The organism is Arthrobacter sp. NPDC055138, from assembly GCF_053607305.1.
The window spans coordinates 288,025-305,928 of sequence record NZ_JBSGTH010000006.1; the positions used below are offsets into that span (position 1 = coordinate 288,025).

Genomic DNA, 17,904 nt, shown 5'->3' on the forward strand with positions numbered 1-17,904 from the left:
CCCCTACTTGAGGTGCCGGTTGCGGGTCAGCCACGGCCGCGCCATTAGAACACGAGGTCAGCACGGCGAGCAGTGCCGCGGCGGCCATGATCCCCCCGCTTCGTTTCATCAGTAGGCCCCCACTGGATTCAGCATGACTTTCACTGTGCGCCACATGATGATGAGGTCCCCTAGGACCGACCAGTTCTCCACGTAATAGAGGTCGAGCCGGACACTCTCCTCCCAGTCCAGATCAGAACGTCCGTTGATCTGCCACAGTCCGGTACATCCGGGCTTGATGAAGAGGCGCCGGTGGGTATGGGTTTCGTATTTGCTGACTTCATCGTGCAAAGGCGGGCGCGGGCCTACCAAGGACATGTCCCCACGCAAAACGTTGTAAAGCTGCGGCAGTTCGTCCAGCGAGTACTTCCGGATCCAGCGGCCAACCCTGGTGACTCTGGGGTCATCCCGAAGCTTGAAGAGGACTGAGTTGCCTTCGTTCAAATGCTTGAGTTGTGCAAGTTCGTCTTCTGCGCTGTCCACCATCGAGCGCAGCTTGTACATCCGGAACGTCTGCCCGCCCTTGCCCACACGCTCCTGGACGAAGAACCCCGGGCCGCGGCTGTCCAACTTCACGGCGACCACCAGCATGGCTATGAGCGGGGACAGAAGGATCAGGGCGCTGAGGGAGCCGAGCACATCGAGGCAGCGTTTGACAACGTGCCGACCTCCCGTGAACGACGGGAGTTCAACATGCATCAACGGCAGGCCTTCAACCGGCCGGACACGAATGCGCGGACCGGCAACGTTCGTTAGGGCCGAGGCGACCACAAGTTCGGTGGAGGTCTTCTCCAGCTCCCAGCTGAGCCGCTGAATGTACCCATTCCCTCGGTGCAACTGTCCGGCGACTATGACAGCGTCGGCGCCACTGGCAGCCACGGCGTCCTGTATCGAATCCAAATTCCCCACGACGGGCACAGCGTTCTTACCAACCTGCAGGGCCGGGAACTTCAATTTTCCTTCCAAAGCCACACCGACGACGTCGTAGGCAGCACCCGATTTCCGAGCGATTTGCGCCACCACGTACCGTACGTCGTGGCGGTTGCCCATCACGATGACCTTGGACAGGTAGTGCCCGAAACGGCTCTGATAGTTGAGCCAGTTGCGCCAGGCCCAACGTCCTGCCAGCAGCAAGACCAGCCCCGCGGGCCAAGTCAGGAAGAAGAATCCCCTCGGGCCGGGCGAGTCCAGGAAAACGTAGCAAACAGCCACCAGCCCAAAGGTCGCTGCGCTGGCGTCGACGACCCGCTTGTATTCCCCTGCGCCGACACCTATCAATCTGGGGTCCCTGGTTCGCATCAAGCTGGTCATGCCGAACCAAACCACGGCGATGAACATCGCAGCAGCTGGATGGCCGAGGAAGGTCCTAGTCGTCGGCTCTTCCGGGACCGCGTCCAGCCAGATAGTCGAAGCGACCATCGTCGCGGCGATCAGTAAGCCGTCAGTGAGCCGGAGCATCAGCAGGTAGCGGCGGCGCCACGGGACTCCTGAATGAACCGCAGCGTTTTTCTGCGGTCGGGGGACGGCTATACGAAAGCCAAATTCGCGGGTCAGGGTCGTAGGACTATGCACAACGGTTCTCCCTCAGCCTGAGCGTCGAGATCTGGAACCGGGGCGGCATCCCGGTCTGGAATGGGAAGGAGCCGGCGGCGGCTGGGGGCAGGGCTTCAAACTCAAGCCCATGCGCCGCCGGCTCCGTATAAGGGGCCCTGGCTCGGTGCGGCTGCAACTGTGCAGCCGTAGGCAGGGCGTTCCGCGTGCTCCCGGCGGCGGGGTGACCCAACAGGCCGGCAGAACACGCGCGGTTAAAGATGAGAGAGCGGCCGGGCCGCACTGTTCCCACGGAAAGTAGATCTATCATTTCGAACCCCAACTGAACCCCCAGCAAAACCCCAACAAACAGCAAAACCGTTTGAGAAGTTCTTCGTGTCCTGAAGCCTACGGATCCGGTCAGGGGCGCTCACGAGTACTGACCACTGGGTTTTTCCCGAAGTCTTTTGGCCAGCTGGCGGCTCCCACTCAGTACCCGCGGACGGGTACTCGGAAGTACGATTCACCAAAATACCGAGCGTCCGGACAGAACAAGCCGGACGCTGAGCAGCCCGTCGCCAGACTGCTCTTACTTGCCGATCAGTTTGGGAAGTTCTTCCCGCCGGCTGATTCCCAGCTTCGAAAACATGCGGTAGAGGTGGCCTTCAACCGTTCGAGTGGAGACAGCGAGTTCGCTGGCGATTTCCTTGTTCGAAGCGCCGCTGAGCACCAGTGCTGCGATGGCCGACTCCCTGCGGGTCAGCTCCGGCAGCGCTCCTGCGGCCTTGGCCGGGACCGGCTTCGTGACCTCCGACAGTTCCTGTCTGGTCGCAACGATTTCCCGGCGCAGCTTCGCGAGCCTCGGATGGCGGGGAAGGTCCTGGGCACACACGAGGGCCTGGTCCAGGCAAGCGGCTGCCATCAGTGTGAAGCCGGCGTCCTTGGCATTGGCTGCAGCGAATGCCATGGCTTCCAGGTCTCCGTCGACGTGGGCTTTCGCTATCTGGGCCAGAATCCGGCGGTCTGTCCCCTCATCATCGGGCGGAGTGTCGACAAGGCGGCGCAGTAGGTCGGGGAATCCTAAGTGCAAGCCCAGCTCCAGGGCGTGCATTTCGACGGCGGCCATGCCTTGGTCTGCCACCCGGTCCGCCAATCCCATGAGTTCCGCGGATTTTTCGTCCATGGCCGCCCGCGCGGCCACTCCGTAACAGCGCCCCAGCATCATCGTATGGGCATGACCTGCTGCACGGGCCCCCTCGAGTTCGGCGCTGTACTGTTCTGCCAGTTCCCTTTCGCCGCAGACTGCCGCGGCATAGGCTCCCAGCCCGAGTGCCAGAGGCAACAGCTGTTCCATATCATTTTGGTGCAGCGCTTCGATACTCATGCCGATCTGTGGCAGAGCCTGCTCAAACCGGCCCTGACGGCACAATACTCTTGCCTCAGTCAGACCGATCGTGCCGCCAAAGTTATTCCATGCCCATGGTTCGGTGAACGGATACGAGGCGAAGACGTCTTCGATCTGTTCCCATCGGCCCCCCAAAATCAACAGTTCGAGGTGCCTGCGCAGTACCAGTCCACTGTGAACCTCCGTGGCGTGTCCGCCTTCGGCTAGCAACTGCATGGCTTCGTTACTGGCTTGAATTCCTGACTCAATTTTTCCCGTGAACCCCAGAGCCTCGGCCACCAAGGCCAGTTCCAACATTCTATTGACCGGTGCTTTGTCATGGTCCTCGGTCACGCCCGCCAATTTCGCCAGCGAGCTCGAGTAGAGGCCTTCACAGTTCAGCGCGTAGCACTCCAACAATTTATTGCTGAGCCGCGCACCGTCTAGTTGCTCGGCGCTGGCATCGGCTCCCGGCTCCTCGGCAATGCGTTCTATGACTGCTCGCCATTCCACGGCGTAATTGCCTACCCAACATCCCGGTTTTTTGGCTGCATAGGCAAAACGGGCCGACGTCCATGCCGCAGCTTCGGCCGCTTTCAGGCTCGGCGCAGCAGATATGAGGCCGCCCAGTAGTTCCTCCGAAGCGTCGGGTTCATTTCGGAGCATCTTTGCGCAGGCAAGTTCCACTCTCGCCTCCACCGTCAGCTGCGGGTCCGTTACCTTCGTGGCAGCCCGAATGGCAAAGTCCGGATCGCATCGTTGGTTGGCCTCCGCTGCCGCGCGCAGCAACCCGTTTGAGGACACGCTGCTACCGCAGTCCAGCGCCCACTCTACCCAGCGGAGGATACTTCCGGCGGGTTCATCCGCCGGGTACAAGACGTGGATTAGTGCGTTCCGCAGCGCCATGCGGCGCCCTATTGGTACCGTTTCGCGAATGACCGCGCCGACCATGGGCTGCGTCAACCGAGTGAGGCCAGTCGGGCAGTCTTCATGCGTGATCAGTCCGTCATCTTCCAGGGCGTCCACTGCTGACGAGTCCCCTAGGGCTAGCAGAGCCGAAAGCGGCACGGGTTCACCCAGGCCAACGGTTTCCAGCAGCACGCGTTCCGATACAGTCCGGCTGGACAGCTGTGCCTGCACCAGATCACCAATCAGGCGGCCGGGCTTGGGCGGTGCTCCCGACAGCACCCAGACCCCATTGTGATGTATCAAGTGGCCAACGCCTCGACTTCGGTCAACAAGCAGTTTCACGAGCATGGGATTGCCCCGCGCCGCGGCGTGGAAATAACGCCCTGCGGACGGCAGCACATCGCCTCCCAGATGAGCGGCGCACAACCTGTGCGCCTCAGCGGCCGTCATCGGCGGAAGGTCGACCCGGCGCAGCAATCCGTCTTTACTCAACGCAAGCAAGTCTTGCGGTAACGCCGTCATCGACCGCGTGAGCACCACAAGCCGCACTTCCTTGGCTGCGGCCAGCTGGGCCAAGAGCAAGGCGGAGTCCTCGTCGAGATACTGCGCGTCATCAACAACCACCACCGGCCGGACCTCTTGGTCCGTTTGGTCGGCCTCCAGAAACTCGCGGAAGCCGCGCAGGACGGTGAGCGCGGACAGGGCGTCCGCAGAGGACTCGAGGGACACATGCGGCGCCATGGCACCGAACGGAACAGCGCTAAGCACCGGGGACCCGTGGATCCAGAGGGGCAGAGTTCCATCCACCGGGTTCCGCAGAACGCGGCGGACAAGCGCGGACTTCCCCATCCCGGCATCGGCCACGATCACCGCGCCATGCACCACGACTGAGTTCAGGCTCCCCTTGACATCCTTCCGTAAGACAGCTCGGCCGATAAACGGCTCGTCCCCCGCGCCGAAGGGGTTCATCTGGAGGACACCTCGAGCACATCCGAAAGCTCCGACCTGCCACGGACATGCAGCTTGGCGTAAATCTGGTACAGATGGCTCTCGATGGTCCGGACGGACACGACTAGTTCGTCGGCGATCTGTCGGTTCGTCAGGCCGCCGACCGCGCGCAAGGCGATATCCGTTTCCTTCTCGGTAAGCGGGCTGTGTGATTCACCCTGCACACCGACCGGCCCCAACAGCGCGCGGTACTGCTGGGTACGGGCCCTTGCCGCTGCGGTTCTCGCCCCGTCCTCGGCATCCTCAGCCAGCGCGACTGCAGCCAAGGCAGCATCGAGGGCAAAAAGGTCATTCCCGATCAGGTGGGCATGCTCGGCAGCCAACAGGAGTTGTTCAGGGTCCCCGCCCGCGAGCCCTTTGCCATAGTGCTCGCAGAGCCGGGCGAATGCACCTTGGACAACAGAAGCCTTAATGGCCAGTTCCTCCGCTGCAGCGGAGTCGCCGAGGCGGACCGCACCGCTGATGGCAAACAGTTCAGCCGTCAGCGCTCCTCGTACACGGTGCTGATCGGCCTGTTCCAGCAGCTTCGCAGAGGCCAACTCTTTCGATGAGAAGGTGGCCGCTGCCATGGCCAAAAAGTAGTCCCTGTCGCAGTCGAAGATCCAAGCAGCCCTGCTGTGAATGGTCCGGCATTCCTGAGCCTGGCGAAGATACTCACGGCCCCCTTCTAAATCGCCGCACAAGCAACTCGCGTAAGCGGCCGCGGCCGAAGCGATACCGACCAGACCGTCAGGATCGAACTGGCGCAACTGACTGACAAGGGGTCGGAGCGTTTTCAAAGCCTGAGCCGCGCGGCCGCAATGGACGTCCATGACGCCTTCCGCCACGCTTGGAGTTGCGCTGAGGGTTCGCCTCTCTGCAGCCTCGGGAGACTGATCGACCGCCGAAGCGGTGTCGTGGCCATGCCAGTCCCTGGCAGTAAGGCGGACCACGGACAGGCCCCTGGCCGCTGATTCCAGCTGGTCTGCGGGATGCCCCTCCCGCTTGAGTCGCTCCATCAGTGTCTGGGCGAGCCGTAACCCGTCCTCGTTCCTGCCGGCCACTGCCATGGCCTCGGCGAGGAGGCAGTTCGCACGCAGTGATTGTTCCGCGCCGTTGCTTGGCAGATCCTGTCGGACCTGCTCCAATCCGGGTATGGATGACGCATGGTGACCATCTTGGGCCAACAGCTCAGCCGCTGCCAGCTCGATTCGGAGGCGAAGTTCCGCGTTGACGGCGATGTCTTGGTCGCTCCCTATCTTGGCGCGTGCAGCAGCAATGGCCCGGTGGGCGGATTCATATTCTCCGCTGATCCCGGCTAGTTGCGCCGTGACAAGGTCCAGATCAACACGTGAATTGAGGTCCAAGTCCTCGGCCTCCAGCGATTCAAGCAACTGACGGGCCTGGCATTGCTGCCCCGAACCTACCAGCGCAACCAGCTGAACCAGGGCGACTTCCGGGTCCCGGCGCCGGTCCCCCAGGGAGTCGAGAATCCGCAGGCATGTCTCGTAACTCCCTGACCGGTTCGCGAATCGGGCGCTCTCCAGGGCAAGCCTGTGGTCCGTCTCCTGCCGGCAGTCAATTCGCCACAAGGTGTGAGCGAGCCTGCCGTTCGGCGTCAAGTCCGTGGCCTCGGTGATTGCCTCGAGTCGCTCACGCAGCCTGTTGGCCCGGCCGGGAGGCACGTTGTCGCGGACCACCTCGCTGAGGAACCGACTACCCAACGTCAGAACGGGCCCGTCGGCCAACCTGATGCTGACCAACTGATGGGACTCCAGTTGGTCCACTTCATCCCGTCCTGCCAATCCAGTAGCCACCCACAGCGGCAGTTCCTCTACCAACGCGCATACTTCCAGCAGGGAACGCTGGGCCGCGGTGAGATGTCCCAGACCAAGATCAACGGCTTCGGCAATTCGGCCGCCATGTTCTATCAGATCATCACGGCAAACCCACACGCCATCGCGTTGCAACAGATGGCCAGCGTCGCGTTGCTCCCCAGCCAGCGCTTGAAGGAGCAGGGGATTCCCACGCGACGTTCCCCATAATTGCTGGACAACGGTCTCCGACGGGGGGCCCTCAAGGGCCTCGGCGAGCATGTCCCGAGATTCCTCGAGTGACAACCCTTCCAGATCAAACCGTTCCAGCGCGCCGTCGGTCCACATGCGCATCAGCTCCGGGGCTTGGGTCAGGTCGCGTACCGCGACCACCGGTGTCACGATGCCCGCTGCGGCCAGCTGGGCGACGGTCAGGGCAGAACGGCTGTCCAGAGATTCAGCGTTATCCACGAACATGATGACGGGCAGGCCGGCCGCCTCCGTCCGGATCGCATCTGAGATGCCGCCGAGGATCCGCAACGGATGCGCCAACTCGGCTTGGTGCCGGCTGAGGAGTACGTTGAATGCGCCGTAGGACGTGCCTTCGAGCGAAGCAGAACCGCGCAGATGCACAACATGCGCCTGGCCTCCAGCACGCCTGAGGACATGCTGGATCAGTGCAGTCTTCCCCACCCCAGCTTCACCGACCACCACGATGCCCCGCCGGCCGGGACCAGACAGGACCGACTCAAGAGCCTCGATCTGAACTGTGCGGCCGGAGAAAGGCCACGACAAAGTAAGCTGGGTCATTCCGGTCCCCCCAAGAAACCGTTAATGCTCAACCCGAACCCCCCAGTCCGGATCCACAGTGTCTAAATACAGCCGCAGGCCCCCGCTCGATGAGCCTCCCTGCTGGCTGTTGCTTAGCGTACCTGCAAAACGCGAATCTCAACAGGGCCAATTTTTCGGGGCAACGGCGGTACATTGACCACACGAAATCGCCAGCAGGCTCCTGCCAAGACCTCATGTCTCAGCGGATATGCCGGTGGGATGCACCGCGTTCGCTGCCGGTACAGCCCACCCGGCGGCACTTTGGAATGCGCTGTTTCAGGCTGGCCGCGGGCACTGGAAAGGGGCCGACGATGGGATGGGGGTGGCCCAGTCTCATAAGCCGCCCATCGTCGACCCCCGATCAAGGAGCCTTTATGGCTACTTCGATTCTAGGCAATCAAGCTGAAACGATCCAATCGACGAGTCTGTGACGCCGGTGGGCTCAGTCCTGCTAGGCGGTGCCGTGGAATTTTTGCTGCGCAGCCAGCAGGCCCTCGCGGAGGAGAAGTTCGGCAGCATCTGCGGCGTCGTCCACAAGGAACGGCAGCTCTTTCTTTTCCGCCGTCGAGAAATCGCGCAGCACATGGTCTGCTGTTTCCATCCGCCCAGGCGGGCGCCCCACACCAATGCGCACCCGGTAGTAGTCCTTCGTGCCGAGTGCTTTGGACATGTCGCGAAGGCCGTTGTGACCGCCTTCTCCCCCGCCGATCTTTAGTTTGATCGTGTTGAAGGGGATGTCGATCTCGTCATGTAAGGCCACCACATGGTCCGGTGCGATCGAGAAGAAGTTGCACAGCGCCGCCGTCGGTCCTCCTGACAGGTTCATAAACGTCAGCGGCTTGGCCAGCACCACCCGGGGCCCTCCAATACCCAGACGCCCTTCCAGAATCTGTGAGTGGGTCTTGTGCGACTTGAATGAACCGCCGGTCCGAGCAGCCAGCTCATCGAGGGCCATCTGGCCGACGTTGTGCCGGTTGCCGCTGTATCCTGGGCCGGGGTTTCCCAGACCGATTATCAGCCAGGTGTCGCTGCTCACGGGGAAGGTGCTCCTTGGTCGGTGGCGGAGATTAACGAATTTCCTAGGGATAGACCAAAGCCCCCGGCGAATGCGGAAAGCAGTCACCGGGGGCTTCGACGAAGCGTTGTTACTCAGCCGGGGTTTCGGCGGACGGTGCTGCGGCTTCGGCCGTCTCGGCTTCAGGCTCGGCCACAGCCGGCGCGGAGACCGTAGCGATCACGGTGTCTTCCGGAATCAGCAGGCTCACGCCGGCAGGCAGTTCGATCTCGGTGGCGTGCACGTGCTCGCCGACCTCGCGGCCTTCAACGTTGATGGTCAGGGTCTCCGGCAGGGCGGTCGCATCGGCTTCGACCAGGACGGTGAACTCTTCCAGATCGAAGACAGCACCGGCGGCAACTTCGCCGGCAACATGGATGTTGACATCCACGTGCACCTTCTCGCCCTTGCGGACGGTCAGCAGGTCAACGTGCTCGATGATCTGGGCGATCGGATCGCGCTGGATGTCCTTGGCCAGGGCCAGGTGCTCTTCCCCATCAACATCCAGGGTGAGCAAGGCGTTGGAGGTCCGTAGTGCCAGCGTGGTGGCCTTCTGCGGCAGCAGGACGTGCAGCGGCTCGGCGCCGTGGCCGTAGATGACGGCGGGGATCTGGGCGTTGCGGCGGGCACGACGTGCAGCACCCTTACCGAATTCGTTGCGTACTTCTGCTGCGAGCTTCTGCTCGGACATGGTGTTCTCCTTGTGCTGGATGGTTCAGGGCGGGTGCCTAGAGACCGACCCGCCGCACCGAAACCAGTGCAGAGAAGCGAAGCTGCTAGCCACCGTCGATAACGGAGAGTCGGTTCCGGCTCTCCCTCGCCTAGGCAATGGCTCAACTTTACCAGCCGGGATCTCGCATCAAAAAATCACGGCGGCGATCTGGGTTCGTCTGGGTTCGATCCAGGCCTGCAGGCCGTGGGCAGCCGAGACATGGCATAGGGGCCGACGATGGCACGGGCTGGCCCAAATCACTGCAGGCTTCCCATCGTCGGCCCCAACCAGAGAGCCTTGCTGGCCGAGTGGAGCTCAGCCGGCCGCAGCGTCCGTCATCCGGCCTTGCCGTCAAACAGGCTAGTGACCGAGCCGTCTTCAAAGACCTCCCGGACCGCACGGGCGATCAACGGGGCGATCGACAGGACCGTCAGTTCCTTGAAGTTCTTCTCCGGCGGGATCGGCAACGTGTTGGTGACCACCACTTCCCTGGCTCCGCTTTCGGACAGCCTGCGGGCTGCAGGATCGGAGAAGACTGCGTGAGTGGCCGCGATGATCACGTCCTTGGCACCGGCGTTCTTCAGGACCTGGACGGCACCGGAAATGGTTCCGCCGGTGTCGATCATGTCATCGATCAGAACGCAGGTGCGGCCCTCAACCAGGCCCACAACCTGCTTGGACACCGCCTGGTTGGGCACGTTGACGTCTCGGGACTTGTGCACGAAGGCCAGCGGCGCCCCGCCAAGGCGTTCGGCCCACTGCTCGGCGACGCGCACGCGGCCGGTATCGGGGGAAACCACCGTCACGTTATCCAGATCCACCCGGGTGCGGACATAGTCGGCCAGCAGCGGAATGGCCATCAGGTGGTCGACGGGTCCGTTGAAGAATCCCTGGATCTGTGCGGTGTGCAGGTCCACGGAAATCAGCCGGTCGGCGCCGGCTGTCTTGTACATGTCCGCCACCAGGCGTGCGGAAATCGGCTCGCGGCCGCGATGCTTCTTATCCTGCCGGGCATACGGGTAAAACGGAGCCACAACGGTGATCCGCTTCGCCGAGGCCCGCTTCAGGGTGTCCACCATGATCAGGTGCTCCATCAGCCACTCGTTGATCGGGGCCGGGTGCGCCTGCAGGACGAAGGCGTCGGTACCGCGAACGCTTTCCTCGAACCGCACGTAGATCTCGCCGTTTGCAAAGTCGTAGGCGGAGGTGGGCAGCAGTTCGATGTCCAGCTCTTTGGCGATCTGCTGCGCCAGTTCAGGATGTGCACGTCCAGAAGCCAGTACCAGCCTCTTTTCGCCCTGTGCCTTGATTCCGCTCATGAAGGATCACTTTCTACAGTTGGAGATTGCGTGGAGGAGGTTTGTGAGGCGGCTTCCGCGGAGGAGCTGCCGGGGCGGTTCTTCTGTACCCACCCTTCCAGGTTTCGCTGCGGCGCAACGTTGACCGCAAGCGCACCGGCCGGGACATCCTTGCGGATGACGGCGCCGGCACCCGAATAGGCACCGTCACCGACCTGCACGGGGGCGACGAAAACCGTGTTGGATCCGGTGCGCACGTTGGAGCCGATAACGGTGCGGTGCTTCTTTTCGCCGTCGTAATTGGCAGTGATGTTGCCGCAGCCGATATTCGCGTTCTCGCCGATTTCTGCATCTCCGGCGTAGCCAAGATGGGACAGCTTGGCGCCCTTGCCAATGGTGACGTTCTTGGTTTCGTAGAATGCGCCGATCTTGCCCTGCTCGCCCAGAACGGTGCCGGGGCGCAGGTAGGTGAAGGGGCCAACCTTGGCGCCGGGCCCGATCTCCGAGTCGGAACCGTGCGTCCTGACCACGGAGGCGCCCTCGCCCACGGTCACGTTCTTCAGCGTCGTGTCCGGCCCCACCACCGCGTCCGAGGCAACATGCGTGGACCCATGCAGTTGGGTTCCCCGCAGCAGCGTCACGTCGGTCCCGAACGTCACTGTCGAATCGACCCATGTGGTCGCCGGATCCACAATGCTGACGCCGGAGCGCATGGCAGCATGCAGGATCCGCCGGTTGTGCTCGGCGCCCAAGGCCGCCAGCTGAACCCGGTCGTTGGCGCCCTCCACCTGCCACCGGTCAGCGGTGACGACGGCGGCCACCCGCCCGCCGTCGGCCCGCGCCAGCGAGAGCACATCGGTGAGGTACTTCTCGCCCTGGACATTGTCGGTGGTGATTTTGGACAGTGCACCGCGAAGCACCGCCGCATCGAAGGCATAAATACCCGAATTAACTTCGCGGATGGCCCGCTGATCCTCGGTCGCGTCCTTGTGTTCCACAATCCCCTGGACGCTGCCATCCGCGGCCCGGACAATCCGGCCGTACCCGCCCGCATCGTCGAGGACCGCAGTCAGCACCGTGACGGCGTTGCCGCCGGAGGCGTGCTCGGCGACCAGGTTCCGAAGCAAGTCGCTGGTCAGGAGCGGAACGTCTCCATACGTAACAACCACGGTTCCGTCCAGTCCGGACGGGAGGGCCTCCAGCGCCGCCTCCACCGCCCGGCCTGTTCCGGGAATTTCGTCCTGATCAACGATCAGGACGTCCGGGTCCAGTGCTGCAATGTGTTCCGCCACTCGGTCCCGCTCGTGGCGAACCACGGCGGCCAGCACCGTGGGTGCGAGGCCGCGGGCTGCGGCGAGGGCATGGCCCACCATGGAAATTCCGCCGATCTCATGCAGGATCTTCGGCTTCTTGGACTTCATACGGGTGCCCGCCCCCGCGGCCAGGACAATGACCGCTGCCGGCGATAAAGCTGTTTTGACGTTTTTTTGGTGGACGTCCTGGGGGCTCACTAAGTGGCACTCCTCGCTGCGCTGATTCCGGTGTAGCCGGAACATTGGGGTTAACGGCATCTTATCTGCCACAACACCGCACGTTCACCGGCCGGTGATCGTTCCGCCCATAGGATTCGAACCTATACTCCACAGCTCCAAAGGCTGGGGTGCTGCCATTACACCAGGGCGGAATGTGCCGCGCAGGATTGCCTCCTCGGCACAAGTGTCCATTTTGCCACGATTTCCGACCCCGATGCGACTTGGCGTCGGACCGGTGTCGTTTGGGTGAGACCGCCTGCTGCTATCGACCGGCCGTGAGCGGTTGCCGCCCGCTAGACGGGCCCTCGCACTGCTGGCCTTCCAACGGCCATTCGGTGTCAGGCAACTAGTCAGCCGTGGATTATTCGGGAAGCGCCGACGACGCCACGCTGGTGAGGGCACCGTCCGCTTCATCTGCCGCCGCGGGGAGCCGTGCGCCGCTGCGCAGCAGTTGGGCGATCCGCTTCGCTGACACGGGTTTACTGAAATAGAACCCTTGGCCGCCGGTGCAGCCCAGATCGCGCAGTTGTTCGGCCTGCTCCTGCGTCTCGATTCCTTCGAAAATCGCGTCGAGGCCTGCAGCACGGATGAGCTGGAGCACCGCGGCGATGAATTCCTGCTGCGACCCGTCGGCCGAATGCGTGGCAATGATGGAACGGTCGACTTTGACCAGGTCGACCGGCAGCTCGCGCAGGTAGCTGATCGAAGAGTAGCCGGTGCCGAAATCATCGATTTCGATCCCGATGCCGAGCTTACGCAGGGCCAGCAACGAGTACGTCTCAACTTCACCGCCGGTGACCAAGCCGGTCTCGGTGATTTCCAGGACCAGTGATTCAGCGGCTATCCCGGAGTCCCTCAAGACACCGCGGACATGATCCACCAGGTCGATCCGCTGCAGTTCCGCGACGGAGAGGTTGACCCGGATTTGGAACCCGGGGTCTAAATCCAATTCCGCCGACCACTCGGCAAACTGATGCGCCGCGGCAGAAAGAGTCCACCGGCCCAGATCGATGATCAGGCCGGTCTGCTCGGCCATCGGAATAAAGTCGCTGGGCATGACACGTCCCCGGACCGGGTGGTTCCACCTGACCAGTGCTTCCACTCCGAGCGGGCAGCCGGTGCTCAGCTCCACCACCGGCTGGTACTCCAGCTCAAAGCCCCCGGTGGCTATGGCCCCTCGAAGTTCGGACGCAATTTGGTTGTGCAGCTGCCGCGCTTGCAGCATGTGCGACTGGAAAATCTTGATGCGATTCTGCGGATCTTTCTTCGCCTCATACATGGCCGTATCCGCGTCGAGCAACAAGCTTTGTGCACTCTGACCTGTATCGGCCACCCGTACGCCAATACTGGCTTGGGGCCACACGGTCAGCTCGTCGAGCCGAATATCGTCGTTCAGGACCCCCAGGATCCTGTTGGCGACCTGAAGCGCGAGATCCGTTGTGGCCCGGGGCAAGAGGATGGCGAATTCGTCCCCGCCCAGCCGCGCCACTGTGTCTATTTCGCGCACGATGGACCGGAGCCTGTTCCCCACCACGGTCAGCACGCGGTCTCCGGCGTCGTGGCCGAAGCTGTCGTTGACTTGTTTAAAGGAATCCAGATCCAGCAGCAGCAGCGCCGGAGTCCTCTGGCCGGACCGTGCATCCTCGAGGGCTGCGGCCATTTCGTTGGCCAAGGCCGTACGGTTGGCCAGACCCGTCAGGGCATCGGTCAGTGCCATGCGGCTCATATCCCGATGAGCCTGCCGCAGCTCCGCAGTGCGGGTTTCAACGCGCTGCTCCAGCTCTGAGTAGCTAAGCTCCAGTTCCTCCGCCAGGAGGTTAACTCCGGTGATCACGGCGTCGATCTCGTCCCGCGCTGCCGAAGGCTCGATCCTTGTGGTCAGGTCGCCGCCGGCCAGGCTAACCATGCCGTCGACCAGTTGCTGGAGCCGCGGGTCGGGATTATGCGGCATTATCCCGTTCCAGCCACTCAAGGGCCTGCGGTTCGGAGTCGAAATAGCGGACGGGGCATTCTGAGGGTTCGGCGCCCAGCACGAAATTAGCTATCACCCGGTCTACGGGTGACTCGCCGACCAAGGCGATCGCGGACGCATTCGTCTGCCGGCCGAGCATGGACCGTGCCATCCGCGAGATGGAAGCCACGCCCCTCAACCGCATGAGTACCCGGCAGGGCTGGCCGCCTGAAAGCACCTGAAGCCGTGAGGAGGTACTGACGGCAACTTCGTCGGTGAAAGCAGCGCCCCGCGGAAGGTCGACGCTGATGATGCCGTCTCCGGAACGACTGATGTCAGCAGCAGCGGCGCGGGCCGCGTCGACTACGCGGCCCATACAGCCGGGTCGTCGTTAGATACTGCTCCCATAACCCTTTCGGGCCAGCCATGACCTAACACGTGCATCCGCTCCCCAACGATTCGAAGGGAGCCTGAGCTCCCATCCAACAAATTCAGAACTTACTGCTTCAACGCCGCAACGGCTTCCGCCATTTGTTCATAGCGTAAACGAACGTTGTTCACGACACGCCCAATGACACGACGAATAATACATTCATGAGGCTTGAGGAAATCCTGCGATTTCCGCCGCAACCTGAGCTGCACGGTCCTTGGCCCCTGCTTGACTGAAGTACGCTTGGCTGTCCTTCAAATGCCGTAGCGCAGCTTCGCAATCGCCTTGTTCGCGAAGTGCTTTAGCGAGCAACATGTTTGCCTCTCCCGCAGTCTGATGAGGCAAATCTGACTGACCGCAAATGGGTCCTAGAAGTTTCGCCGCTTCTTGCGGCTTGCCCGTGAGGAAAAACCATCGTGCTCTGTTCAACTGATTCAGATGCCCGACGTGTTCACTGGTTCCAATGATCGATCCAGCAAGCTCTGAACGGTCCATGCAGTCTGCCGTTTCTTGGTCGGCGATGCCCGCAGACAAGCGCATTGCCGCGGAGCTCATGTTGAACCAAGCCCAAAGCCGCAGGTCATTCGAAGGCGAGAGTTGCTCAGCGGCCAATCCGTGATACAAGACCCCGATGTCCGGCTCCTGCCGCAAGAAAGCCACATTGCCGACGGCCCAATACCCTTTTCCGGCCAACTGTGCGTCAGCGGCAACCTTAAGGAGTTGAATCAAGTCCTGGCAGTGCACCCAGGCCTCGTCAATTTGTCCGCTCTCCGCGAGTGCTGCCACTAGGGCGGATTCAGCACCTATCTGGATCTCATTCCGCAAACCTGCAGCCTGACCGACCTTTACGGCCGATTCAGCGGTCGTCAGCGCCTCCCTCAGTTCGCCCATACCCTGAAGCGACACTGATTCCAACGTAAGTACCCGGCACATCAATTCGGCCGACCCTAAGGAGAGCGAATGATGCTTCAGGCTTCGAGCGGTGTTGATGCAGTTCTTTTGATCTCCACTTTCCCTGTAGCTTTCTGCCTCAAGGAACGTCATATGCCACCAAGTGCCGGGGTCGCCGGCCTCGGCGGCCTGTTCAGCGCATCGCTTCGCCAGGACAGCAGAGCTAATGTATTCCCTCTTCACAAACGCTTCTCGTGCCCGCAATTCCAGCAACACACCATCGCCTGCTCCAGCAGCCAAATCCATTCGGCTTCCTCCATGCTCCCTACGATCGCGTTGCGCCATCACACGACTCTCATACCGATCCTATTCGCTCAGAGAGCCTGCTTCTGGGAGCGGAGAAATGTGTCGTTTCACCACTAGCCCCTTCGTACTGCTCTCTGTACACTTATCGTGTCACCACCATCTGTATGGATTTGCATATCTGTGCATAAAGAAAGAATGAGGAACCATGATGAAGAAATTTTCTGCATCCGTTCTGGTAGCTGCAGTCCTGGCAGTTGTTGGTGCTGCGGCCCCGGCTGTTGCAGCGGATACAACCGAATCGTCCTCCATCGTCGTCCAGAGCAAGACGATTGACGGCGGCAGCCTGAAGCCCATGATCGGTTACTGGCCGCACTAAGTCGTTGAGGGGCGGAATACGTTCCGCTCAACGGCCAAGGCCGTGGCATGTATCTTCGGATGCGTGCCACGGCCTTTGTGCTTTAAGAAACGGTGACGGCGCCGGTGGATTCGGCCGCATGGTGCTGACCGTCGCCCGAGAGCGGCAGGATGATGGTGAATGTGGTGCCGACCCCGACGGTTGATTCGACGGAAACGCTGCCGCGGTGCTGGTCCACCATTCCCTTGACGATTGCCAGGCCCAGGCCGGTGCCTTGAATGGCGTGTGCGTTGGACGCGCGGTAGAAACGGGAAAACAGTTGCGGCAAATCATCGTCCGGGATGCCGATCCCGCTGTCGGCGACCGTAACGATGGCGCAGGGAACACCGTCGTCGTTATGAGTGCCCGAGCCAACGGTGACACGCACTGCCCCGTCCTGGGGAGTGAACTTGACGGCGTTGGACATGATGTTGGCAAAGACCTGCTCAAGCATTTTGGCATCGCCGTCCGCGGCCAGCCGGGTGTCCAGTCCCTCGCTCACCAGTTGGACGTTCTTGGCCTGGGCCGCTGGTTCCAAGGCGGTGGCCACCATGCGCAGCAGCTGCGGCAGGTCCACCGGTTCTGTCTTTAATCCGCTGCTCTGGAAATCCATCCGGGACAGGGTCAGCATGTCTTCAATCAGCTCACGCAGGCGGGTGGCATTCCGACCGACGACCTTGAGCATCCGGGCCACGGACTCCGGGATTTCGCCGGCATCCCCGTCCAGCACCAGCTCCAAGTAGCCGGTGATTGACGTCAGCGGCGTCCGGAGCTCGTGGTTGACGGTTGCCACGAAGTTTGACTTTGCCTGGTCCAGTTCACGGAGCTTTTCCACGACTTCCTGCTGCGCCGTGATCAGGTGACCCTGGATGAGCCCGTGGGCCAGATTTCCGGCCACATGTTGGAGCAGCGATATTTCGGCCGGGGACCACGCCCGAGGCTGCCCATGGCGGATGAGGCAAATCAGTCCGAATGCTTTCGATCCCTGTCCCAGGGGCGCCAGCATCGACGCCTTCCCCCGCGCGGTGGCAAACCACTCCATTACACCGGGGTGCTCGGTCAAGTCGATCCTGCCATTGTCGGCCGACGTGAGGACGCTGCCCTTGGTCCAGAGAGCGGAGGCCAACTGCAGCACCTCATCCTCGGTACGGTGCGGCATGTCCATGGTGTCGTGGGCGGCGTCGCTGGCCCACTCGGCGGCGGTGTGCGGCACTCTTTCGTCATCCAAGGTGCGGATCCACACCTGATCGGTTTCGAAGGCCGCGCCGATCCCGCGCAGCGCGAGCGTGATCATCTCTTCCGGGTCGTTGGTGCTGCGGATACCCTCGGAGACGCGGCGGATTTGGTCGCGGAGGACAGCCACACCGTTGCGCTCACGGCGCCGGTGTTCCGATCTGGCGAGGGTCACACGTACGCGGTTAACCACGTTGGATGCCGATAGCGGCTTGATCAGGTAGTCCGAGACGCCCATTTCATAACCGCGTTCGACCAGCGGCAGTTCGTCTTCGGTGGCCATCAGCATCACTCGCCATTGGGCCCCGGCCTGGCGGTCGGAAAGCCTGCGCACGGCTTCCATCCCTGCCAGTGACATGTCGCCGGCGTCCACCAGGAGGATGTCCGGTGGATTTCGCTGCAGCTCATCCAAGACCTGGGCCGCGGTGGCATAATCCGTCACGGTCATTCCGGCAGCTTCGAGGGCTGTGCGCAGGAAGTCACGGTTTGCGGCATCGGATGCGCCGACCAGTACCGTTGGGCGAACTTCAGTCCCGAGCTCACCTGCAACGGTCCGCACGGCAATTCCTCCTGCTTTGAATGCGGCCCGGCGTTGTCCCGGCCCCCTGA

The 17,904-nt window shown here is 62.2% G+C and carries 12 protein-coding genes and 1 tRNA gene; 1 reads left to right on the forward strand and 12 read right to left on the reverse strand.

The window, feature by feature from the left end:
* Positions 1-108 precede the first annotated feature (108 nt).
* The 11 genes from ACWF5H_RS16195 to ACWF5H_RS16245 all read right to left on the reverse strand — a co-directional run bounded on the left by ACWF5H_RS16195 (position 109) and on the right by ACWF5H_RS16245 (position 15,668).
* On the reverse strand, positions 109-1,611 hold the full coding sequence (locus ACWF5H_RS16195) for a sugar transferase (RefSeq protein WP_452038108.1): 1,503 nt from the start codon (positions 1,609-1,611) through the stop codon (positions 109-111).
* Positions 1,612-2,158: 547 nt separating this feature from the next.
* Positions 2,159-4,831: a LuxR C-terminal-related transcriptional regulator gene (locus ACWF5H_RS16200; RefSeq protein WP_452038109.1), complete on the reverse strand. Its 2,673-nt coding sequence runs from the start codon at positions 4,829-4,831 to the stop codon at positions 2,159-2,161.
* Entirely contained in the window at positions 4,828-7,473 is a 2,646-nt protein-coding gene (locus tag ACWF5H_RS16205) for a LuxR C-terminal-related transcriptional regulator (RefSeq protein ID WP_452038110.1), read from the reverse strand. Before ACWF5H_RS16205 ends, ACWF5H_RS16200 begins: the two co-directional genes overlap by 4 nt.
* 472 nt (positions 7,474-7,945) lie before the next feature.
* A complete protein-coding gene (pth, locus tag ACWF5H_RS16210; protein ID WP_452038111.1) occupies positions 7,946-8,530 on the reverse strand; it encodes an aminoacyl-tRNA hydrolase in 585 nt (194 codons plus the stop codon).
* A 109-nt stretch (positions 8,531-8,639) separates the two neighbouring features.
* Positions 8,640-9,239, reverse strand: a complete 600-nt coding sequence (locus tag ACWF5H_RS16215) for a 50S ribosomal protein L25/general stress protein Ctc (RefSeq protein ID WP_452038112.1) — start codon at positions 9,237-9,239, stop codon at positions 8,640-8,642.
* A 356-nt stretch (positions 9,240-9,595) separates the two neighbouring features.
* On the reverse strand, positions 9,596-10,579 hold the full coding sequence (locus ACWF5H_RS16220; protein ID WP_452038113.1) for a ribose-phosphate diphosphokinase: 984 nt from the start codon (positions 10,577-10,579) through the stop codon (positions 9,596-9,598).
* A complete protein-coding gene (gene glmU / locus ACWF5H_RS16225; protein WP_452038137.1) occupies positions 10,576-12,114 on the reverse strand; it encodes a bifunctional UDP-N-acetylglucosamine diphosphorylase/glucosamine-1-phosphate N-acetyltransferase GlmU in 1,539 nt (512 codons plus the stop codon). The genes ACWF5H_RS16220 and glmU overlap by 4 nt, the downstream gene beginning before the upstream one ends.
* A gap of 56 nt (positions 12,115-12,170) precedes the next feature.
* Positions 12,171-12,242 (reverse strand) — tRNA-Gln (locus ACWF5H_RS16230).
* 209 nt (positions 12,243-12,451) lie between these two features.
* On the reverse strand, positions 12,452-14,041 hold the full coding sequence (locus tag ACWF5H_RS16235) for an EAL domain-containing protein (RefSeq protein WP_452038114.1): 1,590 nt from the start codon (positions 14,039-14,041) through the stop codon (positions 12,452-12,454).
* On the reverse strand, positions 14,031-14,417 hold the full coding sequence (locus ACWF5H_RS16240) for an STAS/SEC14 domain-containing protein (RefSeq protein ID WP_452038116.1): 387 nt from the start codon (positions 14,415-14,417) through the stop codon (positions 14,031-14,033). The genes ACWF5H_RS16235 and ACWF5H_RS16240 overlap by 11 nt, the downstream gene beginning before the upstream one ends.
* 216 nt (positions 14,418-14,633) lie before the next feature.
* The gene (locus ACWF5H_RS16245) at positions 14,634-15,668 is read right to left on the reverse strand and encodes a hypothetical protein (RefSeq protein WP_452038117.1); all 1,035 of its coding nucleotides are present in this window, start codon (positions 15,666-15,668) and stop codon (positions 14,634-14,636) included.
* A 205-nt stretch (positions 15,669-15,873) separates the two neighbouring features.
* On the opposite strand from ACWF5H_RS16245, the gene ACWF5H_RS16250 reads away from it, so the two are divergent.
* Positions 15,874-16,044 (forward strand): hypothetical protein, encoded by a 171-nt coding sequence (locus ACWF5H_RS16250; RefSeq protein WP_452038118.1) that lies wholly within the window; start codon positions 15,874-15,876, stop codon positions 16,042-16,044.
* A gap of 82 nt (positions 16,045-16,126) precedes the next feature.
* On the opposite strand, the gene ACWF5H_RS16255 is transcribed toward ACWF5H_RS16250, so the two are convergent.
* Positions 16,127-17,854, reverse strand: coding sequence for an ATP-binding protein (locus ACWF5H_RS16255; RefSeq protein ID WP_452038119.1), 1,728 nt, complete (start codon positions 17,852-17,854; stop codon positions 16,127-16,129).
* Positions 17,855-17,904: the final 50 nt, after the last annotated feature.

Coding starts and splice junctions, on each gene's coding strand:
- ACWF5H_RS16200 (WP_452038109.1), bottom strand. CDS start 4,831: ATGAACCCCTTCGGCGCGGGGGACGAGCCGTTTATCGGCCGAGCTGTC.
- ACWF5H_RS16205 (WP_452038110.1), bottom strand. CDS start 7,473: ATGACCCAGCTTACTTTGTCGTGGCCTTTCTCCGGCCGCACAGTTCAG.
- ACWF5H_RS16215 (WP_452038112.1), bottom strand. CDS start 9,239: ATGTCCGAGCAGAAGCTCGCAGCAGAAGTACGCAACGAATTCGGTAAG.
- ACWF5H_RS16220 (WP_452038113.1), bottom strand. CDS start 10,579: ATGAGCGGAATCAAGGCACAGGGCGAAAAGAGGCTGGTACTGGCTTCT.
- glmU (WP_452038137.1), bottom strand. CDS start 12,114: ATGTTCCGGCTACACCGGAATCAGCGCAGCGAGGAGTGCCACTTAGTG.
- ACWF5H_RS16235 (WP_452038114.1), bottom strand. CDS start 14,041: ATGCCGCATAATCCCGACCCGCGGCTCCAGCAACTGGTCGACGGCATG.
- ACWF5H_RS16240 (WP_452038116.1), bottom strand. CDS start 14,417: ATGGGCCGCGTAGTCGACGCGGCCCGCGCCGCTGCTGCTGACATCAGT.
- ACWF5H_RS16245 (WP_452038117.1), bottom strand. CDS start 15,668: ATGGATTTGGCTGCTGGAGCAGGCGATGGTGTGTTGCTGGAATTGCGG.
- ACWF5H_RS16250 (WP_452038118.1), top strand. CDS start 15,874: ATGATGAAGAAATTTTCTGCATCCGTTCTGGTAGCTGCAGTCCTGGCA.